Source organism: Chryseobacterium suipulveris (assembly GCF_022811685.1).
In the GTDB taxonomy this organism is placed as follows: Bacteria; Bacteroidota; Bacteroidia; order Flavobacteriales; family Weeksellaceae; genus Kaistella; species Kaistella suipulveris.
In genome coordinates this window covers 659,313-678,664 of sequence record NZ_CP094532.1, presented here as the reverse complement: position 1 = coordinate 678,664, position 19,352 = coordinate 659,313, and the positions used below count along the sequence as shown (strand labels likewise).

Here is a 19,352-nt window from a genome sequence, read left to right as displayed (position 1 = left end):
CCTACAAATAAGATTATGAATGCAACATTACTTCAAAGTTTCCACTGGTATTCCGAGGGAAACGGCTCACTTTACCATCACATCAAAGACTCATCGGATTGGCTTAAAGAACTGGGAATCAGCGCAGTTTGGTTTCCGCCCGCTTACAAAGGCGCAGGTGGAGGTTATTCCGTTGGTTACGATCCTTATGATCTTTTTGACCTTGGCGAATTTGACCAGAAGGGAACCATTCCCACGAAATACGGCACAAAGGAAGATTACCTGGAAGTCATTAAAACTTTAAAGGAAAAAGAAATCGCCGTCATTGCCGATATCGTTCTCAACCACAAAGCAGGAGGCGACGAAAAGGAACGTTTCAATGCGGTAAAAGTTGATGAAAACAACCGCCAACACAATATCTCGGACGTTTTTGAAATCGAGAGTTTCACCAAATTCACTTTTCCAGGAAGAGGAAACACCTACTCTGATTTCGAATGGAATTTCACCTGTTTTTCGGGAGTGGATTTCGCCGAAGGTCAGGACAAAGGAATTTTCCAGATCATCCACGACCACGGCGACGGTTGGGAAGAAATGATTTCCGACGAAAAAGGAAACTACGATTACCTGATGTACAACGACATCGAACACAGAAATCCGCACGTTCGCGAAGAACTGAATTATTGGGGAAAATGGTACCACGACCAGATTGGTTTTGATGGAGTTCGTCTGGATGCGGTAAAACACCAGTCGCCAGAATTTTACAAGGAATGGCTTCAGCTGCTTCGAACCAATACTGGCAAAAACCTTTTTGCGGTCGGCGAATATTGGGCACCCGGACAATTGAACCTTCTTCAGGAATACATTGCCGCAACCGAGGGAACGATGTCACTTTTCGATTCTTCGCTTCAGCAGAATTTTCATGTTGCCTCGAGATCGGGAGCGGATTACGATCTTCGGACTATTTTCGACGAAACGCTCACTTTGGCCGATCCCGAACATTCTGTAACCGTGGTCGATAATCACGACACACAACCGCTTCAGGATCTCGAAGCTCCGGTTGAGAAATGGTTCAAGCCGATTGCTTACGCGCTGATTCTTCTGCGGGAAAGCGGTTATCCGTGCGTTTTCTACCCAGATTTGTACGGTGCTCATTACTGGGACAAAGATAAGGAAGGAAACGATCAGGAGATTTTTCTTGATAAAGTTGACGGAATCGAACAGCTTCTAAAAGCCAGAAAAGAAAATGCCTACGGTTTGCAGCGCGACTATTTCGAAGACGCCAACTGCATCGGCTGGACTCGCGAAGGCGACGGTTACAATAAAGGTTGCGCAGTGGTCATCAGCAACAAAGACCAGTACGACAAACCGATGGAAATGGGAACTTCATACGCTGGACAGAATTTCTACGACTTACTCGGAAGGTTCGACCACAAAATAACGATTGATGAAAACGGTTGGGGAAATTTTACGTGTCCCGCTGGAAATGTGAGTGTGTGGATTCCGGAATAATATCATTTGGGGCCATCCCGAAAAAAAATCTTTGCAATCCCTGCTCTTTTTTTCGGGACCGCGCTTTCCGCTCCAATCTTTTTGTCCATCACTTTAACCATGCATCAAAAAGGATTTCCGCTGCAATCGCTTGTCCAGGGAAACGTCATAATTAGTATTTTTGCGTAAAAGAGAGTACAATGCACGAGCTAAAATTCAGAAAAACCCGACCCGAAGACGCAGATAAAATCTGGAAAATCCTGCAACATTCGTTTGAGCCTTAACCTTCAAGGATTTGAAAACCTTGAAGGTTTTTTTTGAATTTTCTTTTTGACATTTATCAAAGGAATTCATTTTCTGCCGACGGAAATTTGCACCGTCAAAAAAAGCAAACAAAACAGAAAATGAAAACCTTACACAATATATTGATCGGTGCAGTTTTTTCGCTGCCGATTTCGTTTTATTCGCAGCAGGCACCGTCGCTTCAGGAGCTTATCAATAACGCGTTGTTAAGCAATGAAACCCTGAATCAGCAGATTTTAGAAAATAAATTCACCAAACTGGATGACGAAAAACTGAAAGATGTTTTTCTGCCAAAAATCGAAGTATCGGGAAAAACAGGTTATATGCATACTTCGGCGCATATCCAATCTCCTGAAATCAAAATCCCGTCGGTTCCGCCAATTTTTCCTGGAGCTGTTTTTCCTGAAGGTCAGTTGAATAATACTTTTAATATTTCCGGTATTTCAGCGGCGGCAAAAGCCGAAGCAAGTATGCTGATTTATTCAGGCGGAAAAGTGAAATATCTGAAAGAAGCCAACCGTGAAAAAAGCTTATCAGAAGAGGTGCTGACACAGAAAACCAAAGATGAGGTCATTACAGAAATCTCAAAAGCGTATGATCAATTAGCGCTGGTTTACGAATCCAAAAAAGTGCTCGACGAATCTAAAAAACGTCTTGAAATCAATAAGAAAACCGCGGACAAAGCATTAGGTTACGGTCTCATCACTCCTTATGACCACAAAAAAATTGAATTGGCACAAGCAACTTTAGATTCAAAAATGGTGGAATACGAAGGCAAGAAAGAACTTTTAATCACCCAAATTTACCTATTGACAGGAATCGAGCAGGAACTTATTGCACAAATCCACCCGAATTTAACTCCTATAAACTACGAAGTCCTGAATGAAACCGTACAAAACAGGGCAGAAGTAATTGCCCTTCAGCACGGAATTAACGCCACTTATTTCAAAATCAAAGCGGAAGAAAGATGGTGGATTCCTAAAGTTCAGGCACAGACTTCATTGTCGTATTTCGGACTTTATAATAATCATATTACGACTTCAAACGAAATTTTTCCTGGGACTGGAAGAAAGCTAGACATTAACCCAAAAGGAATCAGTGTATTTCCAATTTTTCAGGCAGGAATTGGATTCAAGTGGGATGTTTTTGACGGAAATGAAGGAAAGCACGCCGTAGAAAAAGCAAAAATCGAAAAGCAGATTCTTGAAAGCAAACAAAAAGACGCCATCAAAAAACTCAACCTGAATCTCGCCAACAACCAAACCAATTACAATATCGCCAATGCTCAAATCAAATTGAAAGAGAAAGCAAAACAGATTGCTGCCAAAGGCTTGGAGCAGGTAGAAAAAGAATTTAGATACGGAACCAAAACATCATCAGCACTTATAGATGCAGAAAACGATTTGCAAAATGCAGAACTGGAGCTGCAGACCGCGATTTTTAACCAAAGAAGAGCAGCAATCGAACTTATGAAATCTACCCAAAATCTGAATCCTGAAAATCTTTAATAATTCAAAAACAAACAAACAAGATATGAAATCTAAAGTAAATAAAATACTGTCACTTATTACGCTTTTTACATTAATCAATTGTAACCAGCAACCTGCGGAACGCGCCATAGAAGGTAAAACCCGGAAAGAACTGGTGACATTTTCGCCAAAAGTTACGGGAAGAATTCTTGAAATTTATGTAGAGGAAGGGCAGACTGTAAAAGCAGGCGACACCCTTGCAAAACTCGATGTGCCCGAAGTTTCTGCAAAAATTGCACAGGCAAAAGGAGCAACTTCCGCAGCAAGAGCACAGGCACAAATGGCAAGAAATGGTGCCACAGCCGACCAAGTGCGTCAGTTGAAAGCCAAACAGAAAGGTTTGCAGGAGCAGTTTCAGTATGCGCAGAAAGCATATAATAGAGCCAGAAATATGTACCGCGACAGTTTGCTTTCACCACAAAATTATGATGAAGCTTTTGCAAAATTTCAAGGCGCAAAAGCACAGTTGGATGCAGCAAATGCTGAACTGCACGATGTACAAACCGGAACGCGTTTCGAGAAAATAGAAATGGCAGAAGGACAGGCAAATCAGGCAATGGGAGCACTTCAGGAAGCCAATGTTGCTTATTCAGAAAGGTACATTATCGCGACCAACGATATGGAAATTGAAACGATTTCTTTGAACAAAGGCGAACTCGCAACAGCAGGTTTCGCTCTGTTTTCCGGTTATATTCCTGATACGGTGTATTTTAGATTTACAGTTCCTGAAAGTAAAATTTCCCACTATCAAAAAGGAGGAAATGTAAAAATGCTGGTGAATTATAACAAGAAAGAAATTTCGGGGCGCATTGTTTCTATAAAACAGCTGGCAAAATATGCAGATATCACCACCGCTTTCCCTGACTATAATCCTGAAGATGCGGTGTACGAAATCAAGGTCATTCCTGAACATCGGAATCAGTTAGGAAATCTTCTGGTGAACTCGAATGTGATTTTGAAATAACTTCCTTTTAATTCTTTTAAAATGAAACAGTTACGATATTTACTCAAAAGGGAGTTCCGCTTGTTTTTCACCAATAAAACGATGCTTTCGGTGTTTTTTCTGGCGCCTGCGTTTTACGCTTTGCTCATCGGATTTACCTATCAGAAAGGGAAAGTGGAAAATATACCTGTCATTGTTATTAACCACGATAAAACACCGCTTTCCGAACAGGTAGTGCAAATGTTTGAAGACAACCACACGATAAAAGTACTGAACTACATTGATGAACCGCCGCAACTGAAAGACGAAGTCATCAAAACTGAAGCAGCCGCAGTTGTGGTTATTCCCGAACGTTTTGAGGCGCAGATGCTTCAGAAGAAATATCCTGAAATCAATATATATATCAATACTTCCAATGTATTGACCGCTAATTTCGCATCGAAAGCGGTACAGCAGATTTTAGGAACTTTTTCGGCGGGTGTTGAAATCAAAGCTTTGCAAAAAAAAGGAATGAATGCCGAGATTGCGAAAACGCAGTACGAACCATTCAAAGCCAATTATATCACGCTTTTCAACACCACAAGCAATTATTTGATTTTCATGTGGCCGGCGATGATGGCGGTAGTTTTGCAACAGGTTATTCTTATGGCAATGGCGGTAACTTTTGCAGAGGAATTCAAACGGGACAGTTTTGCACGTGATTTTGCAGGCAAGCATAAATACGCCGTGTTGGTAATGGCAATAAAATGTCTTCCGGTTTGGATTTTTGCGAATTTCAATATTCTGTTTTTTTACCTCTGCAGTTTGTATTTCAAGATTCCCGCACCGGTAAATGTGGCCAATTTTTTTCTGCTCACCGCCGTGTTTGTCATCGCTTCTACCAATTTGGGTGTGCTTTTCAGCATCTTAGTTCCTAACGCCCTGAAAGCAACACAGTATCTGATGGTTATTGCATCGCCCGCGTTTATCATCAGTGGATTTACCTGGCCTTCTTCTGCAATGCCACAGTTTATACAGTATTTTAATTCAATAATTCCGCTTACGCCATATCTCGAAGCTCTAAAAATAATGATGGTGGAACGCGGTTCAGATTATCTGACCAAGAAATATTTTGTACATCTTTTTATTTTAGCGTGGATTTATTTTATTTTGGGATGGATTGCATTGAAAATTAAAATCAATACACTGTTCAAAAAATATAATCTTGATGAAAATTATGAAGATGAAGAATTGTTGTCCGAAACAGAATAAGGTTTTCATTAATAGTTTGTTTGTTGGGAATGTCTCTTTTTTCGGGGACATTCCCTTTTTATTTTTATTTTTGTTGAAAGCTTATTTGTGAAACTGATTGATACACTTGCACAGCACATCAGGATAGATGATGAAATCCGCTACTTTTTTGAAAATGAAGTAACCACGCGGACTTTCCAGAAAAATGAAATCATCAGCACACAGGATCAGTATAACCGCAATGTTTATTTTGTGGACGAAGGTTTGGCAAGAATGTTCTACTACGAAAACGGCAAGGACATCACCACCAATTTTTTCACTGAAGGAAAGATTTTCGCCAATATTGATACCATATTTAAAGATTCAGCAACACGCTACAATATGGAAACTATTGAAGAAAGCGTGATTACCTATTGCAGTTACCGCAAATTGGAAGAATTGTGCAATGTTTCACTCACTGCCGCCAATTTCAGCAGGTATGTATTGGGAAATCTGATGATGCAGATGTCGCTTCGAATTTCATCTTTACAATATATGACGGCAAAAGAGAAGTATAAAAATCTTCTCGATGAAAATCCAGGAATTATTCTGCGTGCACCGCTCGGAATGATTGCAACTTACCTCGGAATTTCGCAGGAAACCCTCAGCCGAATCCGAAGCGAAGTGTAAGGAAAAGAAACGATTTCATCGCCAACTTCATCTGTAGAAAATTTGAGTGTTTGGATCCCTGAGTAACTATTAATCCTTCAAGGATTCCAAATCCTTGAAGGATTGTGAAATAAAAAAACTTTCACAAACGTAATCAACCTTGTCAGAGTTCAGAACCTTGACAAGGTTTTTTTATAAAAAATTGAATACAAATTTCTATTTTTACAGAAAAGCAACTTTATGCAATTTGAGTTCAGAAAAGCAACACCCGAAGACGCCGACCAAATCTGGGATATCCTTCAGCAGGCGATTGAACGACGCAGACTAGACGGTTCCCAACAATGGCAAAACGGCTATCCGAATCCCGATACCGTAAAAACTGACATCGAGAAAAACCATGGATTCGTGCTTGTTTCTGAAAATGAAATTGCAGTTTATGGCGCATTAATCCTAAATGATGAACCTGCTTATGATGACATTAAAGGAAAATGGCTTTCTGACGGGGATTTCGTTGTGGTTCACCGAGTTGCGGTCAATGAAAAGTTTCATGGCAAAGGTTTGGTGAAAGTTTTTTTTGAGAAGATTGAAGATTTCGCAAAAGAAAATCAGATTTACAGTATTAAAGTCGATACCAATTTCGATAACGGAGCGATGCTTCATATATTGGAGAAACTTGGTTACACTTATTGCGGCGAGGTTTTTCTTTCGGGCGGAGTAAGGAAAGCGTTTGAGAAACTTTTGCATTAATCACAAAAGAAAACCGCGAACAAATCGTCCGCGGTTTCAGACTCAACGATTTTCACGCAAAGAATTAAGTTACGTTGCGCTTTAGTTAAGGTGGCAAAGTTTTGTCCGCCAACGGCGGATTGATGAAGAGGTCGCTTAATCGCGGATTTATCCGCAACCTTTGCTTTCTAAAACAGATAGTTTTTCAGGTAAGACTTTGCATTATTTCTTTTTTGAGAAATCATTAAACTAACCTTGAGAACAGTACTGAAAACATAAAAAAACCGCGAACAAATCGTCCGCGGTTTCATCAACAATTTATTTAAAATCGATACTTCACATTCAATCCGCCAAAGAAATAGGCTTTCGAAGGACCGGGCGTAATATCTGTCGCTACTCCTCTCGGATATTGGGAATCTGGATCGCTGTCATTCACATTATTCCCCAGAAACAGGAAGGTGTAGTTAATCTGGCTCGACAAGTTATTGCCCATCACATAAGCGTCGAAATCAAACTGACCGACGGTTCTTCTGTATCCCAACTTCGCATTAATCTGGTGGAACGCCTTTACTTTATTGGTATTGCCAAAATCTGTAAAAACTCTGTCCATATAATTAAAGGTGTTGTTCAGGTAAAATCCCGAATGTGTGGTAAAGTCGAGACCAAGTGACGCTCGGTTTTTCGGAATTCCCACCACTTCATTTCCCGAGTAATCAACTCCGCCAGTTTTGAATTCCTTGTACTTAAAGTCGTAATAAGCATAATTGAAATACGGCTCAATTCTCTTGAAAAAACCAGAACTGAAATTTTCCACATAACCCAAACTCATTTCCAGTCCGCGGTTTTGCTGGTGTCCCGTATTTGCCCAATAAGTGTAATTTACACCATTTGCATTGGAAGCAAGCTGCGTGAGTTTGTCGCTGATGTTCATCGAAAACAGTGAAAGCTGATAGTCGAATTTGGTATCGGCAAAAAGTCCGTGAGCTGAAAGGTCCCACATTTTCGCGTGTTCGGTTTTCAGGTTATCGTTTGCCAATCCTGTTCCTGCAACGAAAGCTGTCGCCGCAGTTGGCGCGTTGAAACCCTCACTGTAACTAAGGTTCAGCAAATGTGCACCCAAGGTTTTCTGCAATGCAAAATGCGGCGCGTAACTCGGTTTGAAATCCTTTTGGAACGACTGGTCTTTGTAGTTCGCCGTCACCACTCCTGGAACCGCAAGCAAATCTGTTCTGTCGTAACCCAGCTTGTTGAAGCTGATTCCTGCAAGAACGCTCAAATCCCACGGTTCGTAAGTAATTCTGTCCACCGCAAAAACCGAGGTCGCAAAATTATTGTACCTGAAATACGAGTTCTTGTCCATCGGTCTTACTTCGTCGGGAACATCGGGATTGGTTCCGGTGTAGCGATAATTCGACACTAAAGCTTTGGTAATGAGATACTCTGCACCAAATTCAAGATTATTTTTAAAATCCGAACCGATTCTCATGTCGTGGCTAAAGTTCGTCCTGAAACCATAAGTCGGCGTCATCGAATTTTCATAGGCACCTGCAGCTTTCCGCGTAGATTCGAGGTTTCCGTAGAAAATATTGGTTCGGTTCTGAAGTTCCGGCAAAATCTTCCAGTGGTGACTAACCGACATTCTGCTGGAAACAAACTTATTTCCCGAATTCCTTCTCGCGTAGGCAAGGTTTCCGTTATCGATTCCTGCGTAGTAATCTGCGTACGAAATCTGTCCGGGAACACCTTCGTAAGAATTATTATGGGCAGCGTACACCTCGACCGTCTGTTTTGGATTCAGCTTGAAATTCCCCAGAAACGTGTAGTTGTTTCTGTTGCTGGTTCCACGTGGTCGATAACCTTCACTTTCAAAATGGTTGTAGTTCATCATCACCGACGAATTTTCTGTCACTGCATCGGCTCTCGTTGCAAGCTGTAAAGTTTTGAACGAACCCGCCATCAAATTTTGCGACAAGCTCGTTCCTTTTTCAGTATTTGGTTTAATGTAAAACCGCAGTGCACCGCCAACTCCGCCTCCGTAAAGTGTAGAAGCAGGTCCTTTGATCACATCGATCTGGTTGATGAGTGAGAAGTCGATATCTTCCAGAATCGTCACTCCATCGGCATTTGTCAGCGGAAAACCGTTCAGATACATCTTAACGCCCCAGTTGTTGAATTTCTGGTCGTTTCCGTAACCGCGTACCGTTACGCGCTGTCCGCCGACTGTGGTTCTTTTGTCCACCTGAACTCCGGCAACCGTTCCCAGCGACTGCTCGATGAAGTTATTGGTGTTCCGGTTAAGTTCGTAAGACGATAGGATTTCGGAACTCTGCGCGTGTCGCTTAAATTCTGATCTCTCTTTTTTAATTTTTGTACGGCCCAGAATCTGCACCGTGTCAATCTGCTGCTCCTGAGTTTGGGCAACGCAGAATGTTGCTGCCAAAAAAGCAACAATCCATACAATTTTATTCATTGATGTTAAAAGTTTACTGTTAGGAAATTGAATTAGTTCTTGAAAAAATGCGTAGGATTCTTTCTTTAATAACCAAGATTATTAATGTTCTAATTCAAAAAAAGTATTAGAATTAAAAGTAAACTTCGGGAGGAATCTCAATCCTTGACCGTTGAGGTTCGGGGAAAAATATTTCTGATTGAAGTATTTTAAAACGAGCTAATTTCATCTTTTTAAAGCTGAAAAATTCCTGGGTTATTTGAATGCACAGGTATTGAAAAGTGGGATGTGCAAAAATCTTCGCGACACCGATCTCGTAGATTTTGGGCTGTTTTTTATGAAAGGTTTTTGCGATGAATTCCTGAAGTTTCCGAACCTTGTTTTCGTTGGAATCTTTGAAGCAGTGGTAATAGGTTTTTCCGTTTTTTTCTTCTTTTTTAATGACGTCGTACATTTGGTCACCAAAAATAAACTCGTGTGGTTCCACCCAGATCGCATCGGGAATCTGGGTTGCTTCGAAAACGAGAATCTCGTGTGGTTTCAGTTTACTCTGTTTAATGGTCATCTTCACCTGCCGCTTGATCTGCTTTCTGAACGTGCTCAACACCGAAAGATCGGTTACCGAAAAAACGACAACCGCCGTGAAAAGCAGGAGATAGAGATTCTTAAACTTCATTAAAAGAGAAAAAGCGACTTTCATCGCTTTTCAGTTATTATTGTACCGGTGCTTCGCCGTCTTTGATTACGGTCGCAACTTTGGTAAATTTGGGAATGTTGAGTTTTCTCACCACTTTCGATTCACCTTCGCTATATTCCAGTACGAAAGATTTTGTAGCAGCTGACTCTTGAGCGGGTTCTTCACCCATATTCGGCAACTCATTGTTTTCGGTCGTTCTTGCAGTGACGGTGTAAACATTGCTTTTAACAGTGGCAGTTACAGGAACTTTTTCACCATCAATATTGAGTCCGGTGAAATTGATTTTCTGTTTTAAAGAACTTTTCACCTTTACGGTATAAATTTTCCCGCGAACTCCGCGAACTCCACCAACCCAGGTGGATTCTGTTGCAGAAAGTATGGTGAGGTTTTTCGCCAAAGACGATTCTTTCGCAACAGGACTGCAGGAAAGAACCATCATGGATGCCGCTAAAAATATTTTCAGAAACATATTATCTTATTATTACTGGTGTGGTATAAACCATTTCCGTACCGTTGTCGGCTTTCAGTACATAATATCCTTTCGGAAGGTTGGTGATTATTTCCTGATCGGAACCTACATTGTTTTTAGTAAATACTTTTTTACCTGAAGCATCAAATACGGTCACATTTAGCTTTTTGAACTTGGCTTCTTCGAATTTGATGTAAACTGAACCTCTTGAAGGATTTGGATAAATCTTGAAGTTTTCTTTGATTGACTCAACATTCCCAACAGCAAGGTTTTCGGTGTTGGTTGAAGTCCACGCTCCTCTTCCGTAGGTTGCAGCAAGAAGTGTTCTGGTTGCAGGTCTGTAATCGATCTGTGTAACTCTTGTGTTTCCGATATCTCCGGTGTGTTGCGCCCAGATAGGAGTGGATGCAGAAAAATTCGCAGTTCCCCAGATTCCCATTTCGGTTCCTACGATCACTTCCTCGGTATTGTCGGGATTCATGAAAATCGCACGAACCGGCATATCCGGAAGATTTCCTTCTTTGTTTTGCCAGGTTGCACCTCCGTCGTTGGTATACCACACATTCACCATCGTTTCTCCATAATTGCTAAGTGTTACCAGTATTTGGTTTTCATTAAGCCCAAACTGTATGTCTGAAACAGTTCCAGCAAAAGGCGTGGCAATGTTTGTTGAAACCGGAGTGGTATCGGCATTGGTCACTTTCATCAAACGACCGGTATTGGTTCCAACAAAAAGCGTGGTTGTCGCTGTGGTATAAGGAGAAACTCGAAGCTTAGAAGCAGCATCGCCACCCGTTCCTATCACAATTGTTCCTCGCACATAATTGTTATTGGTAGTAAGTCCTGAAACCCTGTTAAGCTCCATTCCGTTATTGAAAGAAAAGAAAATATCTTTATTTCTATCAACCGCGATTGGATTCACAAAGAGACCGTTGTTTTGGTTGGCTGCAGAAATCAGAGCATATCTGCTTCCGTTCGGCGCTGTAATATAATGATAGTTATACACGTAGCTGTATATTCTGTAAAGTCCTGCATCGTCGTACTCGGTATACATTCCGTCACCACCATAGTAATCAAGGGTATTGTAAAAATTATTGGCAAGCGGCGCTCCAGACAACATCGACGTTCCGTTATCCTGCGCTCCAGCAAGCATTTCTTCGTTTGCCGGAGTTCTGGTTGGGTTTAAAGTGGCGCCGTAAAACTGCGTGGTGTTGTATCTCGTATTTCTTGCAAGAATCGTATTTGGACTATTAATTGAGCTGCTGTTTGCCGCAAAGAAAATTCCGCCATCATTACCGAAAACCATTTGTGCCGGATTTTTTGGGTTAAAGACAATCGTGTGCTGATCTGCGTGTACCAAAGAAACAGACAACCCAGCAAGAAAATTATTGTTGGACCATTTGCTGATCTGTGACCAGGTTCCTGCTCCGTTGGTTGATTTAAACAAATCGATTCCACCGGTATAAACAATCTCGTCATTCACTGGATCGGGAATAATTACGAGGTCATAAAACGCCTGTCCCCGGGTAAAGTCATTGTTTGGAATTCCTGTGTCGGCGTCTTTTGGCAATGTGATCGTTTGTGTCGTGTCGTTGGTTGAAATCCATGTTGTTCCCGCATCCGTAGTTTTGATGATCCTTACCGGTTCACCTGTACCGCCTTGAAGGAGAGCATAAGCTTTTTGTCCGTTGGTTTTGGAAAGTCCGAATCTCACTCTTGAATTCTGCAAATTGGCATCATATACTTTGGTAAAGGCGGTTCCGTCGGTTGATCGGTAGATTCTTCCTCCTGAACTAAGTCCTGAAACCCTTGACTGTCGAGTAGAAACCCAAACCGCGTTGTCGGCACCGATTTCGATCTGCTGAATGGACAAACCTATCGTCGCGTCCTGTGGTGTTACCAAAGCTTTATTTTTGGTAAAAGTTTGACCGCCGTCCACAGATTTGTATAATCCCGCCTGTCGTGTTCCCAAGAATCCATCAACATAATTAATGGCAGTTGAACCGCCACTTACTCCCGCATAAATTTCTGACACTCCATTATTGTTTCTAACTTTAATATCGTTAATGTAAAAGTTCCCGTTCTTCGTGGTTCCTGTATAACTTGTCGGAATCACGAAGATGTTGGTCCACGTCGCGCCGCCATCCGTAGTTTTCCAGATTCCTGAACCTACTGCGTCGCCGGTTTCAGCTTCACCTGTTCCCACGTAAAAAGTCATCGTGTTGTTCGGATCATAGGTAATGCTTGAAATAGAGGTGTTGGACCACAAGCCACTCAGTGGAGTCCACTCCGAAGTTGAACTTGTGATGTCCTGGTTTACCCATAATCCCCCCGAAACACCGCCGGCAAAAACTCTTTTTCCAGTGGGATCATTTGGATCGAACATGATCGCTCTGGTTCTGCCTCCCACAGAATATGGCCCTCTTTCCGTCCATGGTTGATTGATGACACTTCTGCCCGCGCCTTTGTTGGCGAGCATGGAGAGTTCTTTTGTAGGTCTATATTTGCCTGCATCAAGATCGGCTTTCAGGTCGATCAGTTTATAGAATTCCGGTTGCCCGGTTTTCGGGTTCATCGTGCTTTTGAAATCCTGCTCGTTGTATTCGTTGGGTGGGATCGCATTATCTTTCTGTGCATGAAGCTTTTTTAAGCTTTTCTCGTATTTGGAATAGAGTTTTTGCAACTGCTTTCTTTCCTTTTTTACGTTTCTGCTTTCATTAGTCTGCATTTTTTGGGAAAACCCCATCAGCGAAAACATAAGAAAAACCGTGGTCAGTAAATATTTTATCATCTCAATAAATTTATGGTAAATATAACTCTATTTTTCAAGAAGTACTACGATGTCTGCCTGAATTCTCATCATAATTTTCTGAAAAATTATCTTTAAAAAGGCAACTGAGTTTGGAAAGGCGTTTTGGACTAAGGTTTATTAATGTCGCAACAAAATCGCATCAATATTTTCATCCCGAAAGGTAGTTGATCGCTAATCTTTATTAAAAAAAATCCTTAATCCAATTATTTTTTAAAATATTACAATAAAATTTTACATTTGTTGCGTATTTATATTTTCATGAAAAAACTTCTATTTCTTTTTGTTGCGCTGATTTCTTCGTTTTCATTTGCCCAGCTTGACCGCGAGCACTGGTTTGCACCGATGATCGATCGTTCCGGACAAAGTGCTCCTTATCAATCAATTTATATGTCCACCGGTGAAACAACACCGTTTACTGTTGATATTTTCAGTAACAAAGTTAAAATAGGGAGCGTAACTATCAGCAAGAATAATCCAGGTAAATTTAGAATTTTAGCGCCTGACAGAAATAAAATCATAACAACATCTGTAATTGATTTATTTAAACCCATTGGAAAAGGAATTTATCTAAAAGGTGCAAAACCATTTTTTGCTAACTTACGATTCTCCGTAAACCAACATGCGGAAATTGTGACTTCCAAAGGACGCGCTGGAGTCGGTAAAGATTTTTATACTTCACCTGCTCCAATTCGTGCAAGTCTTAACAACGTAATGTTCATGACGTCGATCATGGCAACCAAAGACAATACTCTCGTAACCATCACCGGATTTAAGCCCAATGTTATTTTTTCAGATGGTGTACAGAGGCCAAGTTTCAGTTTCACTTTAAATGAAGGACAATCTTACATTATTGATGGACGTGCTCAAGATTCCTCAATAAACTGGGACGGTTTTATCGGAGCAAAAATAAGTGCAACGGAGGACATCACGGTAACCAACGGAAACTTCAACGGACAATATACACCAACTTCAGCGAGCAGCACTGATATATTGATGGACCAGAGTGTCCCTGTAGAGATGTTGGGAAAAGAATTTAGCATGGTAAAAGGGAATGGAGATCGATTTTCAGGAATGGAAGGCGCCTATATCATCGCTTCCGCAAACGATACCAATATTTATGTAAACAATGAGACTACACCAGTTAATCCTACCCCTTTAAACGCAGGACAATATTTTGTGATCCCCGGAAGCAAATAGCTTAATCAGGGTTTTGAACACTACAATATGTATATCAAGAGTAACGAAAATATTTATGTTTTCCAGTTGCTCTCCGGTACAGCTAGTGGAGTAGCTTCTGGTGGCTACAATTACATTCCCCCTTTAAGCTGTTTTCTTCCAAAAAAAATTGATGAAATTGCACTGGTAGATGAAAACGAGGGAAACATTGACGGTAGTTTTAGCGTAACTCGACCTACAAAGCTCAACATCATCACCGCAAAAGGATCAACTCTTGAAGTCAAAAGAAACGGAGTTTCCATCCCCGTGAATGCTCAGAACGGGCCTTTTAACGTTACCGGAAGTACTGATTGGGTAACTTACTCATTTCCCAATGTTTCCGGAAACATTGCCGTTTCTTCTACAGACGCAGTAACGGCGGGCATTTCCGCAGGAAATGGCGCGGTGGGTTATGGTGGTTTCTTTGCGGGATTTTTTCCGGTTCCTGCCGTTTTAAAAGTGGAGGGAGAATGTCTTCCCGGTGTAACACTTGAAGTAACGGGAGGTTTCGATATTGACAGGACCTATAAGTGGGTTATCAAAAACATAAACGGAATCTATGATCCAGCTCCAGGTGAAAACGATAAATATCAGTACACCCCTCAACAAGCTGGAATTTATGCCGCAATTGTGAAGCAGGGTATTTGCCCAGAAATCCAAACCCAGGATTACAAGTTCTACAACTGTACCACTTATACCAACAATGATGTCAATTCCTGTGGAAATGAGGTTTTCACCCCTAATTTTACCTTAAGTTCCCAAACTGTAAATCCGGCAACAGTAAATTTAGCAACACCTCCAACAAAGGGAACAGTAACAATATCTCCATCTGGGCAGGTTTCTTATACCGCAAATCCTGATGCAAGCGGAACCGATACTTTCAAAATCTCTTTCTGCGGAATTGGTGCCATTCCGGATTGTGAAACGATTCAGTATTCGATCCACATGATTGAAAAACGGGACGACATCGTGCTTCAGGAGTGCTCACCAATTCCCAGTGAGGCAACGTACAATCTTAGCTTAGCCAACGTATCTCCGGATACGGACCTAGACCCACCAACTTATTTCAAAACCCAGGATGGAGCCCAAAACAATATTCCTTCCCAACAAATTTTAAACTTTACGAATTATACTTCCGCAGATGGCTTTATTTATGTTCGGCTCGTCAATTCCATCGGTTGTATTGCAGTCGCAAAAGTAGAACTGACAGCAAAACTCGCTCCTGAAGTAAAAGAAAATCTTTACACAAAACTGCACTGCGATGAAGATGTAGATGGAGTAATCGACGGAACTTATAAAGTTAATTTAAATACCATTACTCCGATTGTTTTGGTGCAGCCGTCGAATTTCGTGGTGAAATATTACACCACGCAAGATTTTGCCAATGCCGACGGAACCAATAATATTACCGGAACTTACAGCTTTACCGGAAACACCTCGGTTTGGATCAGAGTGGATGCGCCAAACGGTTGCCAAACTGTAATCAAAGAAATTCTGCTGAAAGTGGGAACGAAACTCACCATCAACGATCCGGTGAGTAAAGTGGTTTGCGATAACGACCATAACAATTCTGAACAGGTAAATCTGGCAAGCTATATTCCGCTATTTACCACGGCTACAGTTCCGACTCCTAAATATTTTGCCACATTAGCCGACGCTCAAAACAATACACCGACCATACCGGCAACGCAAACTATTACAGGAAACAAAACATTCTACTACCGACTTACAGATGGAGCTTCCTGTGAAGCGATTGGTACGCTGAATCTTATTTTTAAAAACGGAACACCTTCCACCACTTTGCAGCCAAGCTACACGGTTTGCCAAGGTTCCACCGCCACATTGAATGTAGGAACTTTACCGGACGGAAGCCAATATCCAGGAATTCTTTGGAATGACGGTGACAATTCTGCGATCAGAAATTTGGGAGCGGGAACTTATTTTGTGGATTTAACGGATAAAGACGGATGTACTTACCGCCACACAATCACCGTGATTGAATCTCCGAAACCTGTTTGGAATATTGCCGCCTACAACGCGACGCATTGCGACGATAATTTCGACGGAATTATCCCGGTGAATTTAAATACGGTAACTCCTGTAATTATCGGTAATGCCGCAGGTTTTACCGTTCATTATTATCTAAATCAAGACGATGCGATTGCAGGAAATAATAATTATATTCAAAATCCTGCAGCTTGGAGCTATTCTGCCAATACCACGCTTTATGTCAATGCTTTTTCCCAATACTGTCCAGGAGAAGTGAAGCAGATTGATTTTAAATTCGGCACCAATTTCCCTTTACTTACGGCAACTGCAAGTGATAATGTGTGCAGCTCTTCGAACACCGTTAATCTGAACAGCTACAGTAATCTGTTCACTTCCGACGGTACGGTACCGAAGTTTTTCGCTACGCTTCAAAATGCTCAAAACAATACGCCGACGATCGGTGCGACACAGACCATTACCGCTGACAAAACCTTTTACTTCCGCTACAGCAAACGCGGATTCTGTGATGTCATCGGAACGCTGAACCTGATCTACAAACTGGCGACACCAACTGCTTTGTTGAATTCCTACACCGTTTGTCAGGGAAGTTCGATTACTTTAAATGCGGAAGGTTCGCCAACTTACACTGCTTGGTTGTGGAAAAAGGGAGCTACTGTAGTTTCCACCACTTCTCAGGCAACGCTGAACGCGGGAGTTTATACCGTCGCGTTTACGAATGCTTCCGGTTGTGTTTTCACCAAAACGATTACTGTTGTAGATTCTCCAAAACCAATTTTAAACATCGCTGCTTACAACGCTTCGGTGTGCGACAGTAATTTTGACGGAACAAGCGACCCGATTAATTTCAATTCCGTAACACCGATTATTGTGACGAATTATGCAGGAAATGCTGCACTTTTCAACATCAGATATTACCTGAACCAAAGCGATAGAGATGCAGGAAACAACAACACTATTCCCAACCTTACCAACTGGACGTTCACTGTACCAACGACAGTGTATGTAAGAGCTGAAACGCAATACTGTACCTATATTGCCGATGAAATTCATTTCAATTTCGGAACAAGCATTTCTTTGATTACCGCTGCAGATACAAGAACGGTTTGTGACACTGACTTAAACGGTTCTGAAGTGGTAAATCTCGCCAGTTACAGAACCATATTTACAACAGATGGTACAACTTCTGTGAAGTATTTTGACGATTTGGTTAAAGCCCAAAATAATTTACCGGGACAGAATATTCCAGCTTCACAAACCATTTCGGCAGAAAAAACATTTTATTACCGATTTAGTAAATCAGGTTTATGCGATGTTATCGGAACCTTAAATATTCTCTTTAAATCTCCTACTCCAACCGCGTTGTTGAATTCATACACCGTTTGTCAGGGAAGTTCGATTACTTTGAATGCGGAAGGTTCGCCAACTTACACCACTTGGTTATGGAAAAAGGGAGCTACTGTAGTTTCCACCACTTCTCAGGCAACGCTGAACGCGGGAGTTTATACCGTTGCGTTTACAAATGGTTCCGGTTGTGTTTTCACCAAAACGATTACTGTTGTAGATTCACCAAAACCTTTGTGGAATACGGCTTCATTCAATATTGTAAAATGTGACGAAGATTTCGACGGACAGATTCCTGTTGATCTGGAAATCCTGAAAACTTCGTTAATTACAAATGCCTCGCTGTTTGATATCAGATATTATACGAATCCGACTGATGCAGGTTTAGGAAACAATAATTATATTCAAAACCCTGCAACCTGGACTTATTCAACCAATACCACGCTTCACGTAAGAGCTGTTTCGCAATACTGTCCTGCAGAAATCAAGCAGGTGAATTTCAAGTTTGGAACCTATCTTCCACTGATCACTTCTGTTGCTTCTGACACAGTGTGCGACAGCGACCTGAGCGATTCAGAAAATATCAAACTCGTTTCCTACAAGAATCTGTTTACGCTCGACAATACTGTAGCAGTAAAATATTTTGATGACCCTGTAAAAGCACAACAGAACCTTCCAAATACCGACATTCCATCTAATCAGACGATCTCCGGTAACAAAACGTTTTACTACCGATTCTCAAAAGCTGGTTTCTGTGATGTGATCGGTACGCTGAATCTTTCTTTCAAACAGCCGAGAACTTCATCTGATTTGAAAGACAAGCAAATCTGTCCAGAAACCTTTACTGAACTCGATACCGGAGCAGATTTCGACGGATATCTATGGAGCACCGGTGCTACGACAAGGATTCTTACGAATGTCGGAATCGGTGAATACTTCGTTGATCTGAAGTCGAACGGGTGTGTGTACCGACAGCACGTAATTGTTTCGGCATTGCCACTTCCGACAATTACTGGTGTTGAAATTCAGGGAACCACTGTAACCATCACCGCATCGGGCGGAATTGCGCCTTACAAATATGCTATCGACAACTTCAACTGGCAGGATTCCAACGTTTTCCACAATGTACGCGGAGGAGACCATACCGCTTACGTAATTTCAGCAGACAATTGCGCGCCAGTAAGTTTTGAGTTCAATGTGATGGAAACCTACAACTCCATTACTCCGAACGGAGACGGAATTAACGATACACTGAACTATTCCGGACTGCTAAAAAAAGAGGAACCTTTTATGCAGATTTTTGACCGACACGGAAAACTGCTTTTCACGGGTGATAACAGCAACAAGTTCATCTGGAACGGAACCGCGTTCGGAAAAGTGGTCACTACCGGCACTTACTGGTATGTGGTAAGATGGAAAGAACCCGGAGCACAGAATGTAATCCAACAAAACGGCTGGATCTTCGTGAAAAACAGGGAATAGCGCCAACTAAAAACCTGAATCTTAATAGGAT

General features: G+C 41.5%; 12 protein-coding genes. 8 read left to right on the top strand and 4 right to left on the bottom strand.

From position 1 onward, the window contains the following. Positions 1-15: 15 nt before the first annotated feature. The 6 genes from MTP09_RS03190 to MTP09_RS03165 all read left to right on the top strand — a co-directional run bounded on the left by MTP09_RS03190 (position 16) and on the right by MTP09_RS03165 (position 6,867). Positions 16-1,488, top strand: a complete 1,473-nt coding sequence (locus tag MTP09_RS03190; protein ID WP_243550496.1) for an alpha-amylase — start codon at positions 16-18, stop codon at positions 1,486-1,488. Between the two features lie 383 nt (positions 1,489-1,871). Further along, positions 1,872-3,278: a TolC family protein gene (locus tag MTP09_RS03185; protein WP_243550494.1), complete on the top strand. Its 1,407-nt coding sequence runs from the start codon at positions 1,872-1,874 to the stop codon at positions 3,276-3,278. A 25-nt stretch (positions 3,279-3,303) separates the two neighbouring features. Further along, positions 3,304-4,263, top strand: a complete 960-nt coding sequence (locus MTP09_RS03180; protein WP_243550492.1) for an HlyD family secretion protein — start codon at positions 3,304-3,306, stop codon at positions 4,261-4,263. 21 nt (positions 4,264-4,284) lie between these two features. Then, entirely contained in the window at positions 4,285-5,493 is a 1,209-nt protein-coding gene (locus MTP09_RS03175) for an ABC transporter permease (protein ID WP_243550490.1), read from the top strand. 87 nt (positions 5,494-5,580) lie between these two features. Further along, entirely contained in the window at positions 5,581-6,141 is a 561-nt protein-coding gene (locus tag MTP09_RS03170) for a Crp/Fnr family transcriptional regulator (RefSeq protein WP_243550488.1), read from the top strand. A 219-nt stretch (positions 6,142-6,360) separates the two neighbouring features. Next, the gene (locus MTP09_RS03165; protein WP_243550486.1) at positions 6,361-6,867 is read left to right on the top strand and encodes a GNAT family N-acetyltransferase; all 507 of its coding nucleotides are present in this window, start codon (positions 6,361-6,363) and stop codon (positions 6,865-6,867) included. A gap of 301 nt (positions 6,868-7,168) precedes the next feature. On the opposite strand, the gene MTP09_RS03160 is transcribed toward MTP09_RS03165, so the two are convergent. The 4 genes from MTP09_RS03160 to MTP09_RS03145 form a co-directional block, all read right to left on the bottom strand. Next, positions 7,169-9,316 carry a TonB-dependent receptor gene (locus tag MTP09_RS03160; RefSeq protein ID WP_243550484.1) on the bottom strand — a complete coding sequence of 716 codons (2,148 nt, stop codon included), beginning with the start codon at positions 9,314-9,316 and terminating at the stop codon, positions 7,169-7,171. Positions 9,317-9,428: 112 nt separating this feature from the next. After that, positions 9,429-9,995 carry a hypothetical protein gene (locus MTP09_RS03155; RefSeq protein WP_243550482.1) on the bottom strand — a complete coding sequence of 189 codons (567 nt, stop codon included), beginning with the start codon at positions 9,993-9,995 and terminating at the stop codon, positions 9,429-9,431. 13 nt (positions 9,996-10,008) lie between these two features. Next, the gene (locus MTP09_RS03150) at positions 10,009-10,461 is read right to left on the bottom strand and encodes a hypothetical protein (protein WP_243550481.1); all 453 of its coding nucleotides are present in this window, start codon (positions 10,459-10,461) and stop codon (positions 10,009-10,011) included. A 1-nt stretch (position 10,462) separates the two neighbouring features. Next, positions 10,463-13,252 carry a T9SS type A sorting domain-containing protein gene (locus MTP09_RS03145; RefSeq protein ID WP_243550479.1) on the bottom strand — a complete coding sequence of 930 codons (2,790 nt, stop codon included), beginning with the start codon at positions 13,250-13,252 and terminating at the stop codon, positions 10,463-10,465. A 279-nt stretch (positions 13,253-13,531) separates the two neighbouring features. Between MTP09_RS03145 and MTP09_RS03140 the strand changes: the two genes are divergently transcribed. Together MTP09_RS03140 and MTP09_RS03135 are read left to right on the top strand one after the other, a co-directional pair. Beyond that, on the top strand, positions 13,532-14,470 hold the full coding sequence (locus tag MTP09_RS03140) for an IgGFc-binding protein (protein WP_243550477.1): 939 nt from the start codon (positions 13,532-13,534) through the stop codon (positions 14,468-14,470). Positions 14,471-14,497: 27 nt separating this feature from the next. After that, positions 14,498-19,321: a T9SS type B sorting domain-containing protein gene (locus MTP09_RS03135; protein WP_243550475.1), complete on the top strand. Its 4,824-nt coding sequence runs from the start codon at positions 14,498-14,500 to the stop codon at positions 19,319-19,321. Positions 19,322-19,352: the final 31 nt, after the last annotated feature.